Annotated in this window: 21 protein-coding genes; 3 read left to right on the top strand and 18 right to left on the bottom strand. The window is 43.9% G+C overall.

The window, feature by feature from the left end; all coding sequences use genetic code 11:
• Positions 1 to 4 precede the first annotated feature (4 nt).
• From ELZ47_RS10160 to ELZ47_RS10200, 9 genes are all read right to left on the bottom strand, one after another.
• Positions 5 to 1,177, bottom strand: a complete 1,173-nt coding sequence (locus ELZ47_RS10160) for an MFS transporter (RefSeq protein ID WP_125330864.1) — start codon at positions 1,175 to 1,177, stop codon at positions 5 to 7.
• A 212-nt stretch (positions 1,178 to 1,389) separates the two neighbouring features.
• Positions 1,390 to 2,016: a PadR family transcriptional regulator gene (locus tag ELZ47_RS10165; RefSeq protein WP_232011359.1), complete on the bottom strand. Its 627-nt coding sequence runs from the start codon at positions 2,014 to 2,016 to the stop codon at positions 1,390 to 1,392.
• Positions 2,017 to 2,055: 39 nt separating this feature from the next.
• Positions 2,056 to 2,802: a class I SAM-dependent methyltransferase gene (locus tag ELZ47_RS10170; RefSeq protein ID WP_125330862.1), complete on the bottom strand. Its 747-nt coding sequence runs from the start codon at positions 2,800 to 2,802 to the stop codon at positions 2,056 to 2,058.
• Positions 2,803 to 2,916: 114 nt separating this feature from the next.
• A complete protein-coding gene (locus ELZ47_RS10175) occupies positions 2,917 to 3,255 on the bottom strand; it encodes an AzlD domain-containing protein (protein WP_125330861.1) in 339 nt (112 codons plus the stop codon).
• The gene (locus ELZ47_RS10180; RefSeq protein ID WP_125330860.1) at positions 3,245 to 3,940 is read right to left on the bottom strand and encodes an AzlC family ABC transporter permease; all 696 of its coding nucleotides are present in this window, start codon (positions 3,938 to 3,940) and stop codon (positions 3,245 to 3,247) included. The genes ELZ47_RS10175 and ELZ47_RS10180 overlap by 11 nt, the downstream gene beginning before the upstream one ends.
• Before the next feature lie 9 nt (positions 3,941 to 3,949).
• On the bottom strand, positions 3,950 to 4,960 hold the full coding sequence (gene tsaD, locus ELZ47_RS10185; RefSeq protein WP_125330859.1) for a tRNA (adenosine(37)-N6)-threonylcarbamoyltransferase complex transferase subunit TsaD: 1,011 nt from the start codon (positions 4,958 to 4,960) through the stop codon (positions 3,950 to 3,952).
• Positions 4,950 to 5,402, bottom strand: a complete 453-nt coding sequence (rimI, locus tag ELZ47_RS10190; protein ID WP_125330858.1) for a ribosomal protein S18-alanine N-acetyltransferase — start codon at positions 5,400 to 5,402, stop codon at positions 4,950 to 4,952. Before rimI ends, tsaD begins: the two co-directional genes overlap by 11 nt.
• A complete protein-coding gene (gene tsaB, locus ELZ47_RS10195) occupies positions 5,399 to 6,085 on the bottom strand; it encodes a tRNA (adenosine(37)-N6)-threonylcarbamoyltransferase complex dimerization subunit type 1 TsaB (protein WP_125330857.1) in 687 nt (228 codons plus the stop codon). The genes rimI and tsaB overlap by 4 nt, the downstream gene beginning before the upstream one ends.
• A gap of 9 nt (positions 6,086 to 6,094) precedes the next feature.
• Positions 6,095 to 6,559 (bottom strand): MarR family winged helix-turn-helix transcriptional regulator, encoded by a 465-nt coding sequence (locus tag ELZ47_RS10200; protein ID WP_000225125.1) that lies wholly within the window; start codon positions 6,557 to 6,559, stop codon positions 6,095 to 6,097.
• Between the two features lie 132 nt (positions 6,560 to 6,691).
• Here ELZ47_RS10200 and ELZ47_RS10205 point away from each other — a divergent pair, with 132 nt between their 5' ends.
• The 3 genes from ELZ47_RS10205 (at position 6,692) to rnjA (ending at position 10,008) form a co-directional block, all read left to right on the top strand.
• On the top strand, positions 6,692 to 7,744 hold the full coding sequence (locus ELZ47_RS10205; protein WP_125330856.1) for an SDR family oxidoreductase: 1,053 nt from the start codon (positions 6,692 to 6,694) through the stop codon (positions 7,742 to 7,744).
• Positions 7,745 to 8,091: 347 nt separating this feature from the next.
• Positions 8,092 to 8,322: a DNA-dependent RNA polymerase subunit epsilon gene (locus tag ELZ47_RS10210; RefSeq protein ID WP_125330855.1), complete on the top strand. Its 231-nt coding sequence runs from the start codon at positions 8,092 to 8,094 to the stop codon at positions 8,320 to 8,322.
• Between the two features lie 3 nt (positions 8,323 to 8,325).
• Positions 8,326 to 10,008, top strand: a complete 1,683-nt coding sequence (gene rnjA / locus ELZ47_RS10215) for a ribonuclease J1 (protein ID WP_002929089.1) — start codon at positions 8,326 to 8,328, stop codon at positions 10,006 to 10,008.
• Positions 10,009 to 10,035: 27 nt separating this feature from the next.
• Here the strand turns inward: rnjA and ELZ47_RS10220 are convergent, their stop codons facing one another.
• The 9 genes from ELZ47_RS10220 to ELZ47_RS10260 all read right to left on the bottom strand — a co-directional run bounded on the left by ELZ47_RS10220 (position 10,036) and on the right by ELZ47_RS10260 (position 20,212).
• Positions 10,036 to 10,782: a DNA alkylation repair protein gene (locus tag ELZ47_RS10220; RefSeq protein ID WP_126435936.1), complete on the bottom strand. Its 747-nt coding sequence runs from the start codon at positions 10,780 to 10,782 to the stop codon at positions 10,036 to 10,038.
• Entirely contained in the window at positions 10,766 to 11,353 is a 588-nt protein-coding gene (locus tag ELZ47_RS10225; RefSeq protein ID WP_126435937.1) for a TetR/AcrR family transcriptional regulator, read from the bottom strand. The genes ELZ47_RS10220 and ELZ47_RS10225 overlap by 17 nt, the downstream gene beginning before the upstream one ends.
• Positions 11,346 to 11,765, bottom strand: a complete 420-nt coding sequence (locus ELZ47_RS10230; protein ID WP_126435938.1) for a VOC family protein — start codon at positions 11,763 to 11,765, stop codon at positions 11,346 to 11,348. Before ELZ47_RS10230 ends, ELZ47_RS10225 begins: the two co-directional genes overlap by 8 nt.
• A gap of 103 nt (positions 11,766 to 11,868) precedes the next feature.
• Positions 11,869 to 12,273 carry a GNAT family N-acetyltransferase gene (locus tag ELZ47_RS10235; protein WP_126435939.1) on the bottom strand — a complete coding sequence of 135 codons (405 nt, stop codon included), beginning with the start codon at positions 12,271 to 12,273 and terminating at the stop codon, positions 11,869 to 11,871.
• Between the two features lie 54 nt (positions 12,274 to 12,327).
• Positions 12,328 to 13,674, bottom strand: coding sequence for a type I glutamate--ammonia ligase (gene glnA, locus ELZ47_RS10240; protein ID WP_002896640.1), 1,347 nt, complete (start codon positions 13,672 to 13,674; stop codon positions 12,328 to 12,330).
• Positions 13,675 to 13,705: 31 nt separating this feature from the next.
• Positions 13,706 to 14,071, bottom strand: a complete 366-nt coding sequence (locus tag ELZ47_RS10245) for a MerR family transcriptional regulator (RefSeq protein WP_002896641.1) — start codon at positions 14,069 to 14,071, stop codon at positions 13,706 to 13,708.
• An 80-nt stretch (positions 14,072 to 14,151) separates the two neighbouring features.
• Complete coding sequence (locus ELZ47_RS10250) at positions 14,152 to 14,676, bottom strand: FUSC family protein (RefSeq protein WP_002929079.1); 525 nt, start codon at positions 14,674 to 14,676, stop codon at positions 14,152 to 14,154.
• A 177-nt stretch (positions 14,677 to 14,853) separates the two neighbouring features.
• The gene (locus ELZ47_RS10255; RefSeq protein WP_126435940.1) at positions 14,854 to 15,519 is read right to left on the bottom strand and encodes a COG3942 and LysM peptidoglycan-binding domain-containing protein; all 666 of its coding nucleotides are present in this window, start codon (positions 15,517 to 15,519) and stop codon (positions 14,854 to 14,856) included.
• A 172-nt stretch (positions 15,520 to 15,691) separates the two neighbouring features.
• Positions 15,692 to 20,212, bottom strand: a complete 4,521-nt coding sequence (locus tag ELZ47_RS10260; protein WP_126435941.1) for an antigen I/II family LPXTG-anchored adhesin — start codon at positions 20,210 to 20,212, stop codon at positions 15,692 to 15,694.
• Positions 20,213 to 20,448 lie beyond the last annotated feature (236 nt).

A 20,448-nucleotide genomic window follows, 5' to 3' on the forward strand; every position in this document is an offset into this window, starting at 1 on the left:
CTTTTTAATGATTTAAGTGACTTGCAAAAATCATCATATAAAGAACTATGGCACCTGCCAAAATAACATAAGCCCATTGCAGACCAAAGTTTTCAGATAAAAGACCACTCAATACAGGGCCCATCATCATACCGACAGAATAAGCTGTATTATAAATCGCAAATGTGAAACCATAGCTAGCATTTTCTTTTTCCTGAGCTAAATCAGCCATACGAGGCAGACTAGGTGCAAGAATCATTCCCATACCGATGCCAATCAGACTCAAAGCTGCTATTTCTAAATAGATATTGCTAGGAAGAGTGACAAATGCCATAGCTAGCGCAGTGATAATGAAACCTAGAACAGTCATCCTTGCATGACCTAATTTTGTAGATAGTCTCCCAATCAGAGGAGCAATGACTGCATAAGCAATTGTAGGCACAGCAAAAAGTAATCCTATAACAAGTGGTGTAGCATGAAATACTGCTTCAAATCTAGCGGGTAAAGTCGGCTGCAGGGCACTTGGAACCGCAGCACCAATCATGACAGCACCAACTATCAATAAAAAGTGCTGATTTCTTAACAGTTCAAATGGCTGCTGTTCTGTTTGTTTCTCTCTATGCGGCTCTTCTTTCAATAAAAGAAGACGCAGCAAACCATCTAAAACAGCCATACCTGCTGCTACAAAAAATGGAAACATATAACCACCGATTTGGTAGAGCCAGCCGCCCAGACTTGGACCAACAAGAATCCCCATAGCCTGACCTGATAAGGCAATTCCCATAGCTTGCCCTCTCTCTTCAGATGGATAAAAATCTGCCAAGAGAGCCAAACCAGCTGTCCATGTGATTGCAGCAGCACAGCCTTGTAAAATACGAGCTAAAAGCAAAAACCAAAAAGTATTTGCAAAAGCAAAAAGTAGAGTTGCAGCTGCCAAACCAAGAATTCCCCAAAGCATCGGCCCTCTACGGCCAAGCTTATCAGAAATCATTCCAAAAATAGGAGTTGTGATTAATAGGGCTAAAGCATAGCTTCCAAATAGAAAGCCCAAAGCTGTCTGGGAAATCCCTAAAGAACCTGCGTAAATTGGTAGGATTGGCACAATCATACCATGAATAAACATGTCTGTAAAAACGGCTAAAGTGACAACAAATAAAGCTTTTTTTCGATTGGTATTTAAATTTTCTTGTTTTTTCATAGTGATTCCTTTCAGTATATAAATCTCTAGATTGTATTGTCAAACCACTACTACCAGCTTCCTCCACCACCGATAACAATCATTTCAGTTAACTGTCTAAAACTCTGAAACAACAGTATCCTTTTTTGATAATCATTCATTTTTACTCCTCGTCGTATATTCTATATTGAATATAAGAGTAGTTTTTAAGAGTTAGAATGTTTTCTAACCCTCTACTTCTCTTCAGTTTGCAAATAGTCTTGAGCCTGCTTGATAAAATCTCGTTGGGCACGAATCATTGCTAGCATATGATCAAAAATTAGTTGTACCATAGGAGATATTTGATTGTTCAAAGCTTCTCGTTTTTGTTCCCATCCCTGTAAAATAAGCATTTCTTCCCGTTCTAACTTATTTTCCTGCTCCTGCAGGGCTAAGCTCACCTCATCATCTGATAATTGCTCATAAAAAGACAAACCAGCATATAAAGCCGAAGGATAAGTAAGAGCTGGGCTTTCCAAAGCTTCACGAACAAGTTCTTTTAAATAGACTCTCCCCTGATCTGTTATCTGATAAACCACTTTTTGGCGATGACCTGTCTGCTCAACACTAGAAATAGTAATATATCCTTTATGCTCTAATTTCTTTAGAGCATGATAGATAGAGCCTACTTGAACAGCTCCCCATCTTTGAGCATCTGTTGTCTGCATCATTTGCTGAATATCGTAACCCGACATTGCTTTCATATCCAAGATAGCTAATACTAATAATTTTGTCATCATCTCACACCTATAATCAACATTGAATATTCTTAAAAAAGTATAACAGCTTTCATAAAAGATGTCAAGTACTCCAACAAACAAAAAAACAACCTCCTAGATCAAGTCCAGAAGGTTAATTCTCTATTTCCAGGAAACCATGGCAATAAAGCCCAGTTTTTCCTGATTTTTTTGGAACATCTTAAACATCTTCATAAATTGACTGTAGTTTTCTTTCTTAAGGGCATTGAAGCAGATTTTCAGTGTGCCGCCCAGTCCTTCGTCATATATCATCCCTCGAAGGCTCATCAAGGTCATTTCGCCGATAAAGGTGTCTACACGGTCAAAAGCATGAGAGCGCGCTAGCTGAATCCAAGAACCTTCTGTCAGAGGCCCCACATTGACATTAATCGCACGAGATAGCTCTTCCCGGACATTCTCATCTCTTTGTTTGAGCATGACGTCGTGGGTGAGGAGCACTCCGCCTGGCTTCAGCACCCGGTAGTACTCATCCATACATTTGGCTTTTCCCTTCTCCGTCTGCATGGTCAGCATGGCTTCATTGATAACAATATCAAAAGAATTGTCATCATAAGGCAGCTTCATAGCATTAGCCTGCTCAAATGTGACGAGTTCACTCACACCAGCCTTGTCTCCATTAAGCTTAGCCTGAGCCAGCGCAGCCTTATCCAAATCAACTGCAGTAATTTGGCAGCCATATTTTTTAGCTAGCTCGATTGTTGTGGTCCCCATATTGCAGGCAACCTCTAGAACTTTCTTATCGCTGGAAAAATGCCCCTGCTCAATCAGCCAGTCCGTTGCCAGCTTGCCACCGGGACGAAGGCGTTTCTTTCCTAATTTTGCTAAAAATTTATGACCTGCTTCTGCCATTTCCGAACCTCCATGATTTTTATTGCTTCCATTATAGCATAAAATATTATATTTTCAGATAATTCTTAGAATTTAACAAAAAAACAGACCGATTCAATCTGTCTTGTACTTTCTTTATAAGCCAAGAAATCCAGCTAGATAGCGCAGCAAGGCCACCAAGACTACACCAAACACAACAGTTGCAATTAAGTTTTTATACTTAAATGCCACATAAATAGTCGGAAAAACGACCATTAAATCCAGCCATTTAAAGCTCGGCAGCTGACCTGTTTTAGCATTGGTGACACTAGACAGGATAAGTGCAAAAATAATGGAAACTGGCAAATATTTAAGGAAACGCTCTGCCATGGGCGGAAGCCCCTTGTACTTGACTAGGATAAAGGGCAAAACCCGCGGAATCCAAGTGACTAGGGCTGACAAAAGAATAGCCAGCAAAATATACTTACTTATCATCCAAAATCACCCCCACTGTACAGCCTAGCAAGGTTGCAAACAGTACCGCCAGCGAATTTTGAAGCAGCATGGTCAGAAGCAGGTAGGCAAGACCCACCACGCCCAAGACTAAAAAGAGCTTCTTTATCTTGACACGTCGCAGCATGATGGTAAACTGAGAAGAAAAAATGCCAATAAACATAGCGACTAGGGCAAAGTCCAGGCCAAAGCTCTCAGGATTGGGCAGAAGGGCACCGAGGGCTGTTCCCAAAACAGTACCCAAAATCCAGGAAGCGTAACTCATGAAATTATTGCCCATCATCCAAGCAGCAGCAATTTCTTCTGTATGTGCCCGCTCTCCCATCAAGACTCCATAAGATTCATCCGTCAAAAAAGAGCCAATGACAATATTCTGCATCAAGCTAGACTTACGAAAAAGAGTTGATGCATGCAGACAGAGCAAAAGATGTCGGATATTAATAAGAAAAACAGTCAGTGCGATGGCCAAGACCGGCGCCTGCTGGGCAAATAAACCAATCATGGCAAACTGGGCACTGCCCGCATAAACCAGAATACTCATCAGCCCCATCTCCAAGGGATTCATATAGGGCGCCGCCATGATGCCACAGGCTAAGCCAATCCCAATATAGCCCAGAGCTGTTGGCACTGCCGCCTGTGCCCCCTGTTTAAATGTCTGTCCGCGCATTCTTCTCCTTTACTCCATAGTTTCAAAAGCCAGACTCGGCTTAGCATTGAGGTCCAAACTGGCAAAATTTTCCTTGTTCCACTCACTGACACTGGCATAGGCAATCATACCAGCGTTGTCACCGCAAAGGCGCAATGGCGGAATAATCACCTTCACATCCTGAATCTCAGCTGCCAAGCGTTCTCTCAGGCCTTGATTAGCCGCAACACCGCCCGCCACGACCAGAGTCTTGACTGGATATTTTTCCAGGGCTTTTCTAGTCTTGGCCATGAGAATATCCATGACCGCTGCCTGAAAGCTTGCTGACAGGTCTTGATTAGACAAGACCTCTCCTTTTTGCTGGGCATTGTGGTGCAGGTTGATAAAGGCCGACTTGAGGCCGGAAAAAGAAAATTCCAGATTGTCTTCCTTAATCATAGCCCGCGGAAAATCATAAATATCCTGTCCCTCATGAGCTAACTGATCAATCTCTCGACCTGCTGGATAGGTCAAGCCCATGACTCGACCGACTTTATCATAGGCTTCACCGACCGCATCATCGCGGGTCTCCCCCACAATCTTATAATCACCAGCCTGACTGACATAGACCAATTCAGTATGACCGCCACTGACCAAAAGAGCCAGCAAGGGAAATTCTAAGGGCTCCACACTTTGGGCTGCCATCAGGTGTCCAGCCATATGATTGACTGGAATCAGGGGAATATCATGAGCCCAGGCAAAGGACTTGGCCGCTGCCAAGCCGACAAGAAGCGCCCCAACCAGACCAGGACCGTAGGTGACGGCCACCGCTGTGACCTGCTCCTCGCTAATCCCTGCTTCTGCCAAGGCCTCCTCAATGCAAACCGTAATGACCTCCACATGGTGACGGCTGGCCACTTCTGGCACCACTCCGCCAAAACGCTTGTGACTCTCAATCTGGCTGGCAATGACATTGCTCAAAAGCTCTGTCTCATTCTTCAGAACCGCCACACTGGTCTCGTCACAAGACGTCTCAAAAGCTAAAATATATCTATCTTTCATGCTTCTCTCTTTTCATGACAATCGCATCTTCCACCGGAGCATGGTAGTAGGCCTTCCGCCGCGCGATTTCTTCAAATTTTTCTTTTTTGTAAAATAGCAGAGCTGGCTTGTTCGACTCCCTCACTTCGAGGAAAATTTCTTTGTCTGCTGGCAAAAAGTCAAACAAGGCTGTCGCGATTTTCTGCCCCTGATAGCTAGGCAATACAGCAATCTGCAGAACTTCTGCTTCAAAGTCTGTCTCCTGCCAGACTAAAAAGCCGACCAGCTGACTCCCATCTTCTGCTAGCGCACAGCTGTTCACATTCGAGAGCAGGACCTCTTCCAATTGACCCACAGTCCAAGGGCTGACCGCATAGACAGCAAGTAAGAGCTGTTCCAGCTCTTCTGCTAGAACTGCCACGTCCACATCCGAGCTGTCGCTCCATTTTCTCATCTCAATCATAGGCGCCGAATGTAAGAATCACTGGATTCCTGATGGGTCTTGAGCCAATTTTCCTCAGCTTCTACACGCTTGAGATAGTTAGGGACAAAGTCATGAATAGACTGGGCTGGCAGGTCTAAACCGAGACGACCAATAACTGCCGCATCTGGTAAAGTCGGCTGAACCGATACCCCAGGAAGAGCAGCTTCAATCTGCTCTGCAAACACTGCAGTCTCTCCGACAAAGGTGACTGGCTGATCAGCAACGCCAGCTATTTCCAAAACCTCTGCCAATGGCAGATGAGCCTCCGGCCGTACAGACTGACCAGACTGATAAAAGCCAGCATAGACATTATTGCGGCGGGCATCCATGACAGGAATGACCAAACCTTCCACCTGCTCTGGGACTAAAGCCAGCAAACTAGACACACCGACCAGCTCAATCTTGAGGGTATGAGCCAGAGTCTTGGCTGTCGCCACCGCCATTCGCAGACCTGTGTAGCTGCCCGGACCCTGAGCAACTACGATACGATCCAAATCCGTCGGCTTCATGTCCAGACTATTCATCAGAAAATCAATAGCCGGCATCAGGGTAATGCTGTGGTTTTTCTTTATATTTAAAGTCATCTGCGCCAGCAAGGTCTCGTCCTCTAAAATCGCGAGCGTCAGCGCCTTACTTGACGTATCAATAGCTGCAATCTTCATGCTTATCCTCTATTTTTCCTCTTGCCGCCAAAGTGAGCGGCGTTTTAATTTGTCTTCGTAGAAACTATCTACCAAAAATTCCTCTAAAATCTGGCTAAAAGCCTCCAAATTAGGCACTTGCTGCGCCAAGTGTTTTCCAAAAATCGCTTCTTGCTCAGCAATCTTGGGCAGCAAATCCGCTCCAGCAGCAGTCAAGCTCAAGCGAGAACTGCGCTTGTCCTTGCTAGAAATTTCCTTCTTGACCAAGCCTTTTTTAATCAAAGCCTGCACCAAGCGACTAGGGCTTTTTTCCTCACAAATCAGGGATTCCCCCAAGCCCTTGAGAGACAGCGGAGCATGTTCGCCCAAAACGAGCAAGACCTCGCTTTGATTGGGCGTAATTCCCAAAGGCTCTAGCAACTTCCCATATTCTCTCGTCGCTAAGCTCTCTGCACTTCTAAACAAATAGCCAAATCGAATTCCTTCTGCTACCACGCTGCTCTCCTTTCAAAAATCACTTCTATACTATTTTACACTAGATTAGGAAAATTGTTGACAATTTTAGTTAAAAAATATAGAATCTTAAATAGATGATATATCATCTATTTGCAAAAGGAGGAAAAACGGATGACCCCAAACCCTACAAATCAAAAACCAGCTAGAACAATGACCCACGCTTTTGTGACTGGTGCGACCGGTCTTTTAGGAAATAATCTCGTGCGTGCTCTGCTAAAAGAAAACATTCAAGTGACCGCTCTCGTTCGCTCCGAGGAAAAAGCGCGCAAACAATTTGCCGACCTGCCTATCCAGATTGTCAAGGGGGATATTTTAGAGCCCGAAAGCTATCGTGACTATCTAGCAGGCTGCGACAGCCTCTTTCATACCGCTGCTTTTTTCCGCGATAATTATAAAGGCGGCAAGCACTGGCAGGAGCTCTACGACACTAATATTATAGGCACAAATAACCTCCTAGAAGCTGCTTACGAGGCTGGTATCCGCCAATTTGTCCATACTTCCTCCTGTGTCGTACTGGAAGGTGAGGCCAATCAGCTAATCGATGAAAGCATGTCTCGCTCAAAAGATACTCCTTTTGATTACTATCGCAGCAAGATTTTGAGTGAAGAGGCCGTTCGTGATTTCTTGGACAAGCATTCAGATGTTTTCGGTTGCTTTATCTTGCCGAGTGTAATGTTGGGTCCTAGAGACCTTGGTCCGACCTCCAGTGGGCAGCTGATTATCAATTTTGTAGAGCAAAAACTTCCAGGTATCTTAAAGGCTAGCTATAATATGGTGGATGCTAGAGATGTAGCAGATATTCATCTCCGCGCCATGAAATACGGACGCTCAAAGGAGCGCTATCTGGCAGTTGGACGGCAAGTGACCATGACAGAATTGTACCAAATACTGGAAAAAATCACTGGCGTTCCCGCCCCCAAGCGCAAGATCTCCCCTCTTTTCGTCAAAATCTATGCCCAAGCAAGTGAGCTCTACCACCGGCTCACCAAAAAACCAATTTTGGTTACCAATGAGCTCGCTCATCTCATGGCCGAAGAATATCTCAAAAGTAATTTTAGCTTTGCCAAAACCGAGAGCGAGCTAGGCGGACAGCATCGCCCTCTCGAAGAAAGCTTAGCTGACGTGGTAGATTGGTACCGCAAGCACGGCTATTTCACCAAATAAGCAGCCCTCAAAATCAAGTGACCAAATGTTCATCGCTTGATTTTTCTTTTTGTCAAGCCGCTTTGGCTGAAAAACCGGCTCTGAAATTCACCGTCCCGACTTGCTTCCTAAGCTCATTCTATGGTATAATTACAATAATAATTAAACATCAGGTCAATTTCATTACTCTTACTTTTCCATAAGATACAAGGCTAAAACAGCATTTTAGCCTCTTCATTTGAGTAAGCCCTATCAGAAGTCACAGCAATCGCTCACTTTCCATTTATCATTTTTAATTTATCATGTGAAGAAATGCGCTAACGCCTGCCTTCTTTTATTTTTTAGACCTTATCACAGAAAGGAATCTTATGATTTACAAAGTTTTTTATCAGGAAACAAAAGAGCGCAGTCCGCGCCGTGAAAAGACACGTGCCCTTTATTTAGAGGTCGAAGCAGCTAATGAATTGGGAGGCCGCATTCAGGCTCGTAAGTTAGTCGAAGAAAATACCCCTTACAATATTGAATTTATCGAGCTCTTGTCTGACAAACACCTCGAGTACGAAAAAGAGTCAGGCACTTTTGAATTGACGGAGTTCTAACCCATGGCATATACCTTAAAACCCAAAGAAGTTGGCGTTTTTGCGATTGGTGGGTTAGGCGAAATCGGTAAAAACACCTACGGGATTGAATACCAAAATGAAATCATCATCGTGGATGCTGGTATCAAGTTCCCAGAAGACGACCTGTTAGGAATCGACTATGTCATTCCCGACTACTCTTATATCGTGGAAAATATTGACCGCGTAAAAGCTGTCCTCATCACCCACGGGCACGAGGACCATATCGGCGGTATTCCTTTCCTGCTCAAGCAAGCCAATGTTCCTATCTATGCTGGCCCTTTGGCCCTGGCCCTCATTCGCGGCAAGCTAGAAGAGCATGGACTTTTGCGCGATGCCAAGCTCTATGAAATCAATCAAAACACAGAACTGCAGTTCAAGCATCTGAAAGCTACTTTCTTCCGGACAACCCACTCTATCCCAGAGCCTTTGGGAATTGTCATCCATACGCCACAGGGTAAGATTGTCTGTACAGGTGACTTCAAGTTTGACTTTACACCAGTCGGTGAGCCGGCAGACTTGCACCGCATGGCTGCTCTGGGCGAAGAAGGTGTGCTCTGTCTCCTATCTGACTCGACCAATGCTGAAGTTCCGACCTTTACCAATTCCGAAAAAGTTGTTGGGCAATCTATCATGAAGATTATTGAAGGCATTAATGGACGGATTATTTTCGCTTCCTTTGCCTCTAATATCTTCCGTCTTCAGCAAGCCGCAGATGCTGCTGTTAAGACTGGCCGTAAGATTGCGGTCTTTGGCCGTTCTATGGAAAAGGCTATTGTCAATGGGATTGAGCTGGGCTATATCAAGGTTCCCAAAGATACCTTCATCGAGCCAAATGAACTCAAGGACTATCCAGCTGGCGAAGTGCTGATTATGTGTACTGGAAGTCAGGGTGAGCCGATGGCAGCCCTGTCTCGGATTGCTAATGGCACCCACCGTCAGGTTCAGCTGCAACCGGGAGATACGGTCATCTTCTCATCCAGTCCTATCCCTGGTAATACGACCAGCGTTAACAAGCTGATTAACATTATTTCCGAGGCCGGTGTAGAGGTTATCCACGGTAAGATTAACAACATCCACACCTCTGGACACGGTGGCCAACAAGAGCAGAAACTCATGCTCCGCTTGATCAAGCCTAAATATTTCATGCCAGTCCATGGTGAATACCGTATGCAGAAAGTCCATGCAGGTCTAGCCGTTGATACTGGAGTGCCAAAAGATAATATCTTCATCATGAGCAATGGTGATGTGCTGGCTCTGACAGCTGACTCAGCTCGTATTGCTGGCAGCTTCAACGCTCAAGATATCTATGTCGATGGGAACCGCATCGGCGAAATCGGAGCTGCAGTCCTGCGCGACCGTAAAGACCTGTCAGAGGACGGTGTTGTCCTGGCTGTCGCGACGGTTGACTTTGAGTCCAAGATGATTTTAGCCGGTCCAGATATTCTCAGCCGTGGCTTTATCTACATGCGCGAATCAGGCGACCTCATTCGCCAAAGCCAGCGCATCCTCTTCAATGCCATTCGCATTGCACTCAAGAATAAAGATGCCAGCGTCCAATCTGTCAGCGGCGCTATCGTCAACGCCTTGCGTCCTTTCCTCTACGAAAGTACCGAGCGCGAACCTATTATTATTCCGATGGTGCTTACACCAGACGAAGATAACTAAAAATAAGCTTTGCTAGGCTAGCAAAGCTTATTTTTCTGCTTTATTTTTTGTTCGCGAAGCATGCTTAATAATCCAAGCGCAACTCGGACTCAATTCTTCCTCTTGCCAAGATTCAATTACCCTCTCGAATTTTTCAGGATCTTCTTTATATAAATCATTCAGATTATTAGCGACACTTTTTTGGATTGATTTATCCGTGTCATCCTTTAGATTTGTTAAAATAGTGGTAAACTCATCAAAATAATCTAAGACCACAGTCTGCTTCTTAGCCCAAGGCAATCGGATACGCATACACTCGCTAGCTAATCTGCGGACACGCATATTCTCATCTTTACTCCACTCTAGCAGTAAATCCATGGTAGCATTAGGATAATTAGCCAGCAAGGGCCGCATGGAAAATTCTCCAGTAAATCGCTTGGTTAATTCCTTACTGAAAGCTGCACTCAGCTCGAATTCCTGACCTCCGTAAAGTTCCACATACTTGCCAATCGGCCACAACCAATACCCTTCTGAAAACATGCCCAAGCCACCCTCTAACTCCGGACCAAGTATCTGCTCAAAAACCTTAAGAGAATCAGCATAGGAAAGCGGCAAGCATTCTTTGATACTCCTTGCCAGCAGCTCTTGACGCTGAGTAAATTCCAAAGCCTCTAAATCGCTTTCAACTAGAGACATAAAATGCTGAGTATCAAATTTATCTGTGACTTCTTGCAAGCGACGGCTCAAGTCCTCCGCATAAACCAAATCATAATAATTTTTAACCTTTTTCGCCATGATTTTTAAATCCCCTTAACAGACTTCTCACTGCTTCTCTAACTTCTGCTTCTTCCTCTTTCTCAGCCAGAAAAAGAGACAACTCGTTCAAGGCGCCTGAAATCATATGAGCTGCCATATCCAGATCAATAGAGATAAGTTTCCCTTCTTTAGATAAAATGTCTAATTGTTCTCTCAAATGAAAGAAAGAATTAGCCTCGTCCTGACGACGCCACTCTTTCCACTCAACGATATTGGGACCATCAAGCAGGAGAATACGTTTATTTTCGGTCAAGGTCGCAAAACGAACAAAAGCAACACAGCCTTCCACCAACTGCTCCCAAGAATCGTGTGCTTCCAGGGCATTTTTTTCTACATAAGACCCCAGTTCGGACTGAATTTGTGCCAGTACGGCGGTAAATAAAGTTTTCTTATTCCCGAAATGATGATAAAGTGCGCCTCTTGTCACTCCCAATTCATCTACAATTTCTTCCAAGGAAGTTTCTGCATAACCCTTTAAAGAAAAATGTTTCCGGGCGATAGCTAATATTTTCTTACTTGTCTCTAGAGAAGCCTGCTGCTTTTTATTCATCTTCACTCTCCAAATAATTTGCCGCAAACTCAGCGCTAGGTGGAATTACTTGAATTACATCAACCAAAACAGAACCCGGTGCTTCCACAATGAAATGGCACTGACCAAAATCTTCACTCTTAATAGGAAGAAGGAACTCCATTTCTTCTTGCTGACGCAAGTCTTCATAAAAACAATCCACATTGTCAACTTCGATATTGATGATTAGGCCACTCGCCTTAGACTGGTAGGCTTGTGGCACTGTCCCATGCTTACTATCAATAAAAGCAAGCTCAAAACCACTCTCGATATTCTTTAAACTAATATACCAATCTGAACGGAAGATTTCCTGAAATTGGAAATGCTCAATGAAAAATTGTGCCGCTTGATGGACATCTTCGCTCATTAAAACGGGGTATAAACTGGTAATCATTTGTTCTCCTTTTCTTAAACTTTATTTTAACATACATACTGAATGTATGCAAATGAATATTAAAAAACAGAAGCCAAATTGACTTCTATCTATTGAGACTAGCTCAGCTTAATTTCTTAATAAAATGATATTTGGTAATGCCCTTTTGCGGGACATCTGCTAAACTGGCGTAGATTTCATAGCCTTGCTTGATGTAAAAATCCTTGGCTTGATAAGATTTAGTGGACAAGGTAATGCTAGTTACTCCAGCTTCTACAGCCTTTTCTTCTAATTCTGCCAGCAGACTAGCTCCCAAACCTTTTTTCTGATGTTCTTTATCCACCACCAAAGCCTTGACATGAATATTTTCCAGCACCTGTTGGGCATGGAGCAAGGCAATTAACTGGCCATCTTCCTCCCGCCTTAAATAATAATCTTGAGGCTCAAGTTTTTCAAGCATATCTGGACCAAAATAGACTTCATATTGCTCATCAAAAACACGCTTAATAAAATCATGAAATTTTTCCATCTTTCTCCTCCTCCACGAAAAAGCAGGGGATATGCCAATCCTCCTGCTCTAAGTTTAGTATAAATCCAGATAATTATCCACTTCCCATTGGGAGACAAAGGTTGCATAACTAGCCCACTCGATACGCTTAGCTTCTAAGAAGCTCGTATAGATATGCTCGCCAAGAGCCGCTTTAACGACTTCGTCTTCTGTCAAGGCCTTCAAGGCATTGTGAAGCGTTGATGGTAGGTCTGTAATTCCAGCTTCCTTACGCTCCTCTGGAGTCATGATATAAATATTCTCTTCAATTGGTGCTGGAGCTTCGATTTTATTTTCGACACCGTGCAGGCCAACTTCCAAGAGAACTGCCATAGCAATATATGGATTGGCCATCGGATCAACCGAACGCAGCTCCAAGCGAGTACCCATACCACGAGAGGCTGGCACGCGCACCAACGGTGAACGATTACGTCCTGCCCAAGCAATATAAACTGGTGCTTCATATCCAGGAACCAGACGTTTGTATGAGTTGACCGTTGGATTCATGATAGCTGTGTAGTTATAAGCATGGTTAATCAAACCACCCAAGAAATGGTAGGCTGTTTCTGACAGTTGCATACCTTTTGGATCTTCTGGATCGAAGAAAGCATTATTGCCGTCTTGATCAAAGAGAGACATATTACAGTGCATACCAGATCCTGCAATCCCAAACTTAGGCTTAGCCATAAAGGTTGCATACAAACCGTGCTTACGAGCAATAGTTTTCACAACCAACTTGAAAATCTGAATCTTGTCACAAGCCCGAAGTACTTCGTCATACTTAAAGTCAATCTCGTGCTGGCCGACTGCTACCTCATGGTGACTAGCTTCTACTTCAAAGCCCATCTTGGTCAGGACATTGACGATTTCCCGGCGAGTATTGTCTGCCAAATCTGTCGGCGCCAAGTCAAAATAACCGCCCTTGTCATTTACTTCCAGCGTCGGATCACCATTTTCATCCAGCTTAAAGAGGAAAAATTCTGGCTCTGGTCCGAGGTTAAAGGATTTGAAGCCCAGCTCTTCCATATGCTTGAGGGCACGCTTGAGGTTGCTGCGAGGATCCCCTAGAAACGGTACATGATCCGTCGTGTAAACATCACAAATCAGGCCCGCTACACTGCCGTTTTCATCTCCCCAGGGAAAGACTGTCCAAGTATCTAGATCAGGATAAAGATACATATCTGATTCATTGATACGGACAAAACCTTCAATGGAAGAACCATCAAACATGGCTTTATTGGATAAGACCTTGTCAAGCTGTTCATCCGTGGCAGGAATTTCCACATTCTTCATAGTTCCTAAGATATCAGAGAACATAAGACGAATAAAGGTAACATTTTTCTCTTTTACTTCGCGACGGATATCAGCTGCTGTAATAGACATTAAATTTCTCCTTGTAATTCAAACAAAATAGCTATGGTCGACGCATCTGACCAAAGGTTGGTAGAGAAGAAGCAAAACGGCCTTGCTGCAAGATGTCATGATGCAGGGCACGGCGGACATCTTTGTCACTAATGGTCTTGCGGGACTTGGCTTCACGCTCAGCATATTTCCTCTTAATCGCAGCGATATTATAGCCTTCTGAAATATAATCCTTAATTTCTAAAAGGCGGTCCATATCATTCAAAGAATACATCCGACGATTGCCCTCATTCCGAGCAGGGGTAATCAGATTCTGGTCTTCATAATAACGGATCTGACGGGCAGATAGGTCCGTCAGTTTCATAACACTGCCGATGGGAAAGACTGCCATGTTTCGGCGAAACTCTTTTTCCTTCATTCAAATTCCTCTCTACGCACTATTATAGGACGAAATAAATCTTATGTCAAGAAATAATGTCAGATTTTCTTACACGGATTTTATTTTTTCTTTTCAAAGATGGCTCGCAGCCGATCTATATCAGAATTTACCAGAATCGCAACAAAGACTCCCATAAACGTTTCAAAGATTCTAGCAAAGACATACAGGATGGTATCTTCCGGCCGAATGGACAGGGTAATAATCAGCATGGCAGATACTCCGCCAATGACTCCCGCCTTGTTGTTCATGGCGACATTGGTCATGATTGTCAGCATAGTACAAACCGGCACCAAAAGGAGGGTGACCCAATACTGCTCCTTAAAAACACTATTGGCAATGAAAAATAGCAGAGCGTAAAAACCACCAATGCTGTTTCCCAAGATTCGCGATGTCCCGAAGTGGACACTCTTATCAAAATCCTCACGAAGACTAAAGACTGCAGTCAAAGCACCGATTTGCAGGCCTTTCCAACCAAAAAGTCCAAAGAGCAGTAGGATGATGAAGACAGCCAGACCGGTTTTAAAGGTACGCATGCCCAGACGAAATTTCGATTTATCAAACTTGTACTTATTGAAATAACTCATTAGTCTCCTTCCAGGAAATCCTCCCTCTCTTCATTTTAACATATTTCGTCTCAAAAAAACTCTTTCTGCTCAGGACTTTTCCCGCACAAAGAAAAAGCCCTATCAGCTACCGCATCAAGAGCTATCGACTATTTAAAAACTGAGACATTATCAGCCCCAGCCTCGTTGTTATTATCTTTAGTTTGGATAGATATAGGTAACGCCACCCATAAATTCATTCGGGTTAAAGTAGCCACGATAGTTATTAATCTGCTTTTGGCGATTGTAGTTCGCTTCCAAGACTTGGATAGAGCTGTCGCTTTGCACATCTGTCACATAAGCAACATGTCCGTATTCACCGCCATCCCAAACTGCAATAGCGCCTGCTACTGGGACATTTCCTGTTGCATAACCCTGAGCACCAGCATTGATCGCCCAAGTATTAGCATTGCCCCACCAGTTGCTTGCCCAAGGCGCCATTTCTTTCACACCCCAAGTACATTGACCGATTGGGTAAGAATTGCCATAATCAGTTGGCGTATTTAAGACAACATCTTCAGTATCAGATACCAAAGCAGCATCGCTTATCGCTTCATAAGCTGGAGCATTGTACGGATTGTAAGTCTGTGCCAAAGCAGTGCCATTTACTTGCAGCACATCCCCTGGATTAATCGTATCAAAAATTGATTTTCCATTATTGGCAGCAAGTTCGTAAGGATTCATCCCATTGGCGCTAGCAATGGCAAAAAAAGAGTCCCCATGCTGCACAACGTAAGAATCTGCATTGACAGCCTGAGCGCCGATTGTCGCCAAAAAAGCTGTAGAAGTTAAACCAAGAGTTGCTTTAGCAAATGCTTTTTTCATAACTGTATTTCTCCGTATAATTTGATGATAAAAAAATCATACCTCATTTACATGTCAGTTTTTTTAGAGTTATGTTTTTGTCATGTTACAAATGATTTAGACTTTTGCTACATGAGATTTTGCAGTACTTTTAAAGATAAAAAGGCTAGGGAATCCCTAGCCTCATCTATTATCAGTCTTCTTTACCTTTCAATTTTCCTAGACCTAAAGCACCAATAATGGCTGCTAAACCTAAATATGGCAGATAGACTGTATCTTTGGCTCCCGTTTCTGGCAGAAGAGAAACAGGAATCTTTTTAGCCACTGGAGTTGGGTTGGCTCTTCTCGGATCGTTTACATCCGAAACAATCAGATGCTGTGACTTAGGAGTGACTGTTGTAACTGTATTTGAAGCATAGACCACACGATTGACGGTATTGATGTAGGTATTTTCAAAAGTACCCGCAGCAATCCGCTTCATCTGTAGATAGGTTTCAGCCTGAAAAGCTGAATCCAGAGAAATAGTCTCTAAGAATTCTTCCTTGAAACGAATAGAAATCAAGCCTTTCTCAAGATCAATATTCGCAGCTGTATACTCAGTCAAATCTGTACCAGCCTTTATCACCTTACCATCTTTGAGCGTGATGTCTACTTTGGCAAAGGTTTTGTAAGCCCCCGTGTACTCATCGCCTCGTTGATCATAATCATCCACAAAGCTATAGTCTGTCAAATCTTCAGAGTGGTTAGCAGGGATTAAGCCGCCGATGAGACGGTAGTTAAGGTGCCGTCCCAAAGTCAGTTCCTTGCCATCCAAGTTCTCTGCACTTGTCGGATCCAAACTCAGGGTAACATCTTTTTCAGGACTGATTTTAGGAACATTGTTCACGACTACGTCTGTCGCATAACCATTTCCAAAGTCAATTTGATAAGCCCGGTTCTCGAATTTACCGCCTGTGCGGCCCATTCCTTCTTTGACAGCCATAGGGTTTGTTATCGTCAAAGACTTACCTGTTACGACATATTGGTCATAAAAGGCTTGGGCATCGTCTGCTGCAAAGAGTTGGAAAGAACCTTTAACAGTGATATTCGCCTTTTGAAGGAGCTCTCGAACTGCTGCAGGGGCTTTTTCAAGGCTCTCGTAGTGGGTCACTGTCACGCCTGCCACAGCTTTGCCATCCGCATCTACTAGCTTGACTAATTCCGGACGAAGTTCAAGTGCTTCTTCCGGATAGTCATCTACATAGTAGAAACCTTTTTGAATCGTGCTCTTAGATGACTTGTCACCCTTATACTGATCCAAATCCCAAGTCAGCTCGTAGTAATTGGTCGAACCAGCCAAGACTTCCTTACCATCAATCACCAATCCTGCCTTATTTTTATTGACCTTGGTTGGCTTGATGTAATTATTGCTAGGATTATCTGAATCATCAGGCTTGCCTGGCGTAGTCACGCGTACTACGTTTGAGCGGACACCATAGGCATCATTGACTGTAAGGGTGAAATTATTGGTATAAGTCGCGCCATCGTTGAGCACTTGGCCGACTACTGTTGGAAAGAGCGTAGTAACTTCTTTGGTCGTATCAGCGTTATAAGTAGCTAGAGTTGCTGCAGTTGCCTTAAATGTTACTGTGTGACTAGCCTTATCATAGCTGACGTCAAAACCTGCACTAGCAGCTTTCGTTGCTTCTAAGTCAACTTCATAACCACTTGGCAACGGATCAGCAATGACAAAAGAAGTCGTCTCGCTGCGTCCAGCTGGAAGAGCTTCTGTCTTTAAGGCAAACTGAACGACGGACTGCTTAGCTACAAGAGTCTTATCAATATTGGTGCCTTGGTCATTTTGAATTTCTTTATTAATCTGCGGTTGAGATTGCAAGAGATTATAATGATAATGCACAGTCGGAGCTACGGGCGCTGCTGGCTCTTTTTGATAAACAGGCGCTGCTGGTAAGGTTGGCAGCGGGCTATAAGTTGGTTCTACCGGCTTATTAGGCTCTGGTGTATCTGGTGTAGGTGTTGGCGCTTCCGGCTCCTTCTCATAAGTCGGTGCTACCGGAGGTGTTGGCTCCTTTTCATAGGTCGGTTCTACCACTGCTGGCCGAACAGTTTTTTCCACTTCATAGCTTGGCTCAGATGGCTTACTAGGCTCTGGTGTATCCGGTGTACGCGTCGGTGGCGTCGGATCTTTTTCATAAGTCGGTGCTGCCGGAGGTGTTGGAAGAGCCTTCGGTGTTGGTGTAGTTGGAGCTGGATCCAAAGGCTTAAGCGCTTCTTCGCTTGGCACTGCAGGAGCTGTAGGAGCTACGGGCGCTTCCGGTTCTTCTACTGTGATGATTGGCAGATCATTCGCTCGAACATCACCATTAATCGCAAACCAAATATTTGGTTTCTTAGGAGCTAGTTTGTCAGCCCTACGTGGATCAGTAGCTTCTGGCTGGCCTAACACTTCAGAAGAGGAAATCGTTCCAATCGTCATGCTGTTGGTTGTACCAGAAATTTCCACCGCTCCTGCCCCATACCATGAGTTAGGAGCATCTGTAGTGTCCCAGCCTGAGTCTGGCTGAGCATTCTTATACATGGTAAAGCGAGATCCGCCAACTCCTTTTTTGAAGTTTTCAGACTCAGTCGCATAGATTTGGCCGTTCTTTTCACCAATAGATGAACCCGAAATCTTGTTGAAAGTTCCTGTATAATCTTTGGCCATTTCGATAGAGTTAGCTTCACGGTTGAGGGAAGCCACGGACATCAAAGCCTGATCAAAATTAATAGGTTGGCCTTTATCATCATAAAAGACAAATTCCGTCTTCACAAAGAGAGAGGTTGCATCTTCAAAATTTCCTGTATAAGCGGAAGCAAAAACTCCCATTGTCGGGTCTTTAAAAATACCTAACCAAGCCTTATCATTGCGGAATTGAGAGCTTGGATCAAGAGTATAAGTATAAACGATTTTAGAAACTTTTTTCCCTCGATAATAAGTTCCCTGAAGATTTGTATAGGTTGCTGTTGCAGACTGACCGCGACTCAACAAAACAGAAGACCATTCAGTCGGCCCTTTACCGCTTGTTACGTTAGAACTATAGTCTGCATACTTGCCAACTGTACCAAAACTTTCCTGCTGGTTGGTCTGATAGTTGGCATTTTGAATGTCTGTTACTTTGAAGTTGTCCAACTGGAAGAGTTTCTTAGAAAACTCTGCAGTATTCTTCACAGCGGCTTCCATGCCAGCATAGCTGACGAACTCACCAGTTGTAGTCAGTGACAGATCAGCATTAGGTTCTGATTTGAAAACCAGACTTTGCGCAATTGGACGGCTCAGATGCCCGTCTTCAGTCTTCTTTGCTTCTGCGATAGCCAGTCCAGCCTTAATCTTGGCCTGTTCAGCATCATATTTAGCCTTATCTTGCTGATACTTGGCTAATTTTGTGTTATAGACAGCCAAATCAGCATTATACTGGGCCAACTGAGCTTGATAGTTTGCTTGGGCTTGAACATTACGCTTCTTGATTTCTTCATTTTCAGCTGCTATAGTGGCATTCTTAGCTTGGTTCTCTGCTAGCTTTTGCTCATATTCTTTTTGAGCTGCCGCATTTTCAGCTTCAACTTGAGCCTTTTTAGCTTCATAAGCTGCTAAATCTGCTTCATATTGAGCTTTTTTATCTTGATTTTCCTTTTGGATACGGGCCAATTCTGCCTGATAATTCGCCTGAGCAGTTTGATATGCCGCTTCATTATCAGCATTCGTCTTTCGGACAGTTGCTAAATCTGTTTGATATTGGGCAAGTGCTGCCTCGTAGGCCTCTTTTGCAGCCGCATTCCTCTGTTTAATAGCTTCATTATCAGCAGCAATCTTAGCATTGGCAGCTTGAGTATCCGCTAAAGCTTTTTCATACCGGGCCTTAGCCGCCGCATTCGCCTTCTGAACACGATCAAGCTCACTTGCATAAGCCGCCATAGCCGCATCATAATTAGCCTTTGTTTCGGCATTCAGTTTTTGGACACGGGCCAACTCTGCATCATAGGCCGCTTTTGCCGCTTGGTAAGCTGCCGCATTATCTGCGTTGGTCTTTTGAACCGCTGCTAAATCTGTTTTGTACTTGCTCAGTGCTACTTCATAATCTGCTTTCAGCTGAGCATTTTCTGCTGTGATCCGAGCTACTTCTGCTTGATGAGCAGCCAAATCTTTAGCATATTGCTCCGCTGTCGCTTTGTTTTCTGCTGTAATCCGAGCTACTTCTGCCTCGTAGGCTGATACTTTTTCTTTGTACTCCTTGACCTTGGCATCAATCTCGGTTACTTGCGCTTCATAATCCGCTGCAATCTCCGCTTTTTTGTCTGCTGTTTCTTGAGCAGTCTGGGCTACTCCATTGTCAACAGCTGGGTCTTTGACCACTGTCAGCCCAGCTTCTTGAGCCTTTTTGACGCTTTCATCTAAACCAGCTGTTGGAACAGTCACTGTCACACCGCCATCTGCCTGACCTGCTTGGGCCTGACTCTCTTGAGATGCCTGACTGGCTGGCCCTTGAGCTTGAGGCAGATTAGTCGCTGCATTTCCAGTACCTACCATTTCAGTATTGACAGGACTATTGGTATCAGATACCACTTCATCTGCTCTTACTTGCATCGTTGACGTTAAAAAAGCCGCACCTAGAACAGCACCGCATAAAGTTTTAACAGCCTTGTTTTTCCGAAAACCAAAAACTTCTTTTTTCTTCATTTTTCTCCTCCCCCTGCTAACTTTTACAGTCTGCAGTTATCCCAAGCCCTCCGAAAATCAAAAAATAATTGAAACCTCCTACTGGAAGCTCCATTCTCATTTTGACTCTCTGTAAGCATCAGAATATATACCTTTATCCTATCAAGTTTTCCCTCGTTTTGCAAGCATTTTTTCCTCAGTTTATTTACCTTTTTTGTTTTTTGGACATTGATTGCATAATGTCTATTTTTGGTTTT

The organism is Streptococcus sanguinis (genome assembly GCF_900635155.1).
Lineage (GTDB): Bacteria > Bacillota > Bacilli > Lactobacillales > Streptococcaceae > Streptococcus > Streptococcus sanguinis_G.